Below are 3,847 nucleotides of genomic sequence, written 5' to 3'. Positions count from 1 at the left end.
AGGTTGGTGCTTCCCGCACTTGTTCACAGACTCTCCCTCAAACCAGTCAGACCCGGCATACTGCAGCGAAACGTCTATTGTCCGCTTTGGGGAGAGGCTTGCCCAGTGGTCGTGCCGCCGGGCATTTCCCTTTCTCCGGTTGTCGGGGGAGGTTCCCAGGGGTGATACGGTGGGCGGTCCTCGCGCAGAGAAAGAAGGATCTCGCCAAAGAGCTCTTCCTGCTGGACTCGAATGAAGCCGAAACGTACCAGCTCCAGCACCGCCATGAAAATCCCGACCAGCGTGGACTTATGCATTCCGGGTAAGAAGAGTTCGCGGAAGGCGAGTTGCTGGCAGTCGAGCAAACGTCGGTAGATACGCTCCATGAAGACCTGGATGGGGGTGTCGTCGTAGACGAGCGTCGTCCCTGCCTGGACCTCGCTCTCCTGGAGGACCCGCAAAAAGGCCTGCACGAGGTCCCACAGGTGAACTTCCTGGAGCGGCTCATCCGCCGGCTGAACCGGGTTTTCCCCAAGGTCATCGCTCAGCCGACGGATCCGCATTTGCCATTCTTTGGCACGCTCTTCCAGAAGATACGCCAGATCCCGGTAGCGCTTGTACTCCAGAAGCCGCCGTACTAACTCCTCGCGGGGTTCCGACACGAATTCCTCCGGCATTTCCTCCCCGTGCGGTAGCAGCTCATAAGATTTGAGCTCCACCAGCCAGCTCGCCATGGCCAAATAGTCGGCTGCCGTATCAACGTCCAGCGGCTGGACCGATTCCACAAACTGCAGGAATTGCTCCGCGATTTCTGAGACCGAAATCTCCGTGATGGCCAGCTCGTGTTTGCGAATCAAATAGAGGAGGACATCAAGCGGGCCGCGGAACACATCCAGATTGACGCGGAATTCTGTCGTTCCTCCCGCCATTCCGATTTACCTTTCCGACATCAACTGAGCCCGTGCGAGAAGAACCGCTTTAAATCCCTTCGTCGCGACGCATTACAGATACTCCCGCCATCCCCGCCGCTCCAGCTCCTTTAGAAGGTGGCGAACCTCTTCTTCCCGATTTTTGTCGGCCACCAGTGTGACATCCGGAGTGACCACGATAACAAGGTCTTTAACACCTAGTGTGGCGATGAGATGGTCCTCCCGGCGACTGTGAACGATCGTGCCGTCTGCATCCAGGAAAATCACGCGCGGGGCATCGGCGACGTTGCCCCTGTCATCGGCGGTCAACAGCCGCTCCAGCGCCCGCCAGCCACCGACGTCATCCCAGCGAAACGTGGCCTCGACCACCACGACGTTTTCCGCCTTTTCCATGACGGCATAGTCAATGGAGATGTTTTTGATCTGCTGGAATTCGGCTTCCAGTATATCGCTGAATCGGGGTGAGTCAGCGGCTGCAGCAATGCGGGCCAGGGGCTGAAAAACTTCCGCACAGTAACTCTCCAGCGCCTGCCATAAAGTCGCCGCTTTCCAAACAAAGATTCCGGCATTCCAGTAGAAAGTACCCGCCGCCAGATATTTCTCGGCTGTTTCCCGCGATGGCTTTTCCCAGAACTGTCTCGCCTGAAAGATCCGCGGCGGTGGCGCTTTCTCTGCCCGAGTGTGCTCCTGAAGTTTGACACCATTGGGAAAAGCGAGAGGCTCACCCCGCTCGATGTACCCGAAAGACGGCGAGGGATATGTCGGGGGGATGCCAAACGTCACCAACCGCTGCGGATCCTCCATCACCAGCCGCACGCCTGTTTCCAAATCGTGCAGGAATGCTGCATCGGGCGACACCACATGGTCGGCGGGCAACACCGCCATGATCGCTTCCGGGTCCTCACGAAGGAGCCGGGCAGCGGCCAGGCCCAAACACGGTGCCGTATTCCTCGGGGCAGGCTCCACCAGGATCGCAGTTCGGGGGAGAAAACACAACTCTTCGGCAATGACCGGCGCCAAATCTTTGCTCGTCGCTACAAGGACCCGATCGAGAGGAACCAGCGGCAGAACGCGCTCCACCGTGGCCCGCAGTAAACTTTTCTCGCCCCCGATGGGCAGCAATTGCTTGGGACGGGCAGCACGACTCTCCGGCCAGAGGCGCGTTCCGGATCCTCCAGCCAAGATCACCGCATACAGCATCTGTGCTGTCTCCCGAAACGCACTGAATCCGTTCGCTGAATTTCACCCGATGCTGACGATGCAACCTGTAATGATCATTCCGGGAAAATATTTATCGAGGGACGCGTCTCACATCTCCACTTGGAGAGCCCGAATCCGCGGTTCAAGACGGGATGGACCAATCCGCACCTTGTATCGCTCGTCCTCGTTCATCCCCACCGTCTCTCCATCATGGATGACCGGGCCATTTTCGAGCAAATAATACGCGATGTTGTACACCCGCTCATAGACAAATTGGGGCTGCTGCCGCGTGTTGTAAACTTCAATTTCGGGAAGTGAAAAAGCCGCCATACCCCGTGTGAACAAAGTCAGCGTTTGATCCTCGTCCACTTCCCCGTGAAATCCCACCCATAGCTCCAGCGGAAATTGGCCCGGTCCCATCTGCCGGGCGGAATTGATGAAGTCCTCCGGCTTGTGGACCAGAAGAGCCCGGGGCCAAAACACCGCCACAGAGTCTGTGATCTGAGCCAAAGCCGCCGTGATTTGTGTCAGGATGATGTATCGCTCGAGGGGATCTTGCGGCGGTTCCGGCAAAATCACAACCAAATGTGCCGTGTGCTCTTTGACCGCCTTTTGTGCATCCGGCCAGTACCATGCCGAGAGACAGGCAGGCTCGAGATCCTCCTCCGGAATAGGCTCCGCCTCCGAAAGGATAAACGCCACCGTATCGCCCATCCGCATCGCCTGAAATGGCGGCAAATCGACATCCGGGGGGAGCGACACGGGTGCTTCCTCGACGGGCGGGACATCCTCCCAATTGGCCCGGATGGCTTCTTGGAGCTTTTCCAAAGACGGCTTGGCGGGATGCTTTAACAGTACCATTGCCAGCGGGGGTTCCATACGTCACCTCTCAGTCTCTCCACACGTTTTCACACGCCCCAATAGGGACGCCACTCTGACCACCGGGTGCCCCCGCAAAGGCGCTCATCGGCGACCGCTCTCCCGTCGTCTCCCTTTGCCGATGGACATCCGCATGACTTGCGCATTCTAGCGCACCGGGAGAAAAAGAGCAAGGCAGTTTGAAGCAGTTTGAATCTGAAGATCCGCCGCTTTCAAACAGGCCGTTAGGTTAATAGCCGGCTCTGCACTGCAAGAAAGGCGATTAAGGCCACGGATCAGTCAAACAGGCATGGGCCGCTTTTGCCGGATGGCAAGAGACGTTGAGGAAGGACCCGGCTGTATGGTGGATTTTTCGGCTCTTCCCGCCCGGGCGATGCGGCGACTCCTAAATTGGCCGAGCCAGTGACACGGACAAGCAATCACACCGCATTTAAATCTTGCCGCCGGCTTTTAAAACGTTCACAATTCGCCAACTAAACGTGGACAGATTAACATCCTGCGGACGAGTTCAATCCCCAACCGAGACTGGGATTGGTGCATTCAGCCGCGTGCAATCGGTAAACTGTGCAGCCAGTGTTTAAAATGCTCACGATGAAGCCATTTCCCAGGCTAAAACGATCATCTTCACTGTGAACTCGCAGGGTCAAACAAGTTTCTTCAGCGCAACTAGGGGTGCCACAACGGAGATTCCCTTCTCAATGTCAATCTCAATAGATGGTTTTGCAAACGTCATACAATACGTCACCACAACGGCCCCAATATATACTTCATCAATAGACGTAGTCGTCCATTCTACATCGCAAATGCAAGCCTCGCCCGCTTGAAGCTTTACCCTCTTTTTGTTTACAGAAAGTATTTCA

At 56.6% G+C, this 3,847-nt stretch carries 4 protein-coding genes; all 4 read right to left on the bottom strand.

Annotated features, from left to right (window positions below; genetic code table 11):
* Positions 1-74: 74 nt before the first annotated feature.
* Entirely contained in the window at positions 75-908 is an 834-nt protein-coding gene (locus ABJK56_RS14025; RefSeq protein ID WP_347245291.1) for a ScpA family protein, read from the bottom strand.
* 72 nt (positions 909-980) lie between these two features.
* Positions 981-2,108 (bottom strand): sugar phosphate nucleotidyltransferase, encoded by a 1,128-nt coding sequence (locus ABJK56_RS14020; RefSeq protein ID WP_347245290.1) that lies wholly within the window; start codon positions 2,106-2,108, stop codon positions 981-983.
* A gap of 108 nt (positions 2,109-2,216) precedes the next feature.
* Complete coding sequence (locus tag ABJK56_RS14015) at positions 2,217-2,987, bottom strand: DUF4261 domain-containing protein (protein WP_347245289.1); 771 nt, start codon at positions 2,985-2,987, stop codon at positions 2,217-2,219.
* A gap of 643 nt (positions 2,988-3,630) precedes the next feature.
* The coding region (locus ABJK56_RS14010; RefSeq protein ID WP_347245288.1) for a hypothetical protein at positions 3,631-3,847 on the bottom strand (217 nt) is incomplete at its 5' end.

It is taken from the genome of Thermogutta sp. (assembly GCF_039793925.1).
Taxonomy (GTDB): Bacteria; Planctomycetota; Planctomycetia; order Pirellulales; family Thermoguttaceae; genus Thermogutta.
The sequence above is the reverse complement of the archived record's forward strand: the minus strand, read 5'-3'. Positions and strand labels throughout refer to the sequence as shown.

Excerpts from the sequence above, each read along its gene's own strand:
- ABJK56_RS14025 (WP_347245291.1), bottom strand. The coding sequence starts at position 908 with ATGGCGGGAGGAACGACAGAATTCCGCGTCAATCTGGATGTGTTCCGC.
- ABJK56_RS14020 (WP_347245290.1), bottom strand. The coding sequence starts at position 2,108 with ATGCTGTATGCGGTGATCTTGGCTGGAGGATCCGGAACGCGCCTCTGG.
- ABJK56_RS14015 (WP_347245289.1), bottom strand. The coding sequence starts at position 2,987 with ATGGAACCCCCGCTGGCAATGGTACTGTTAAAGCATCCCGCCAAGCCG.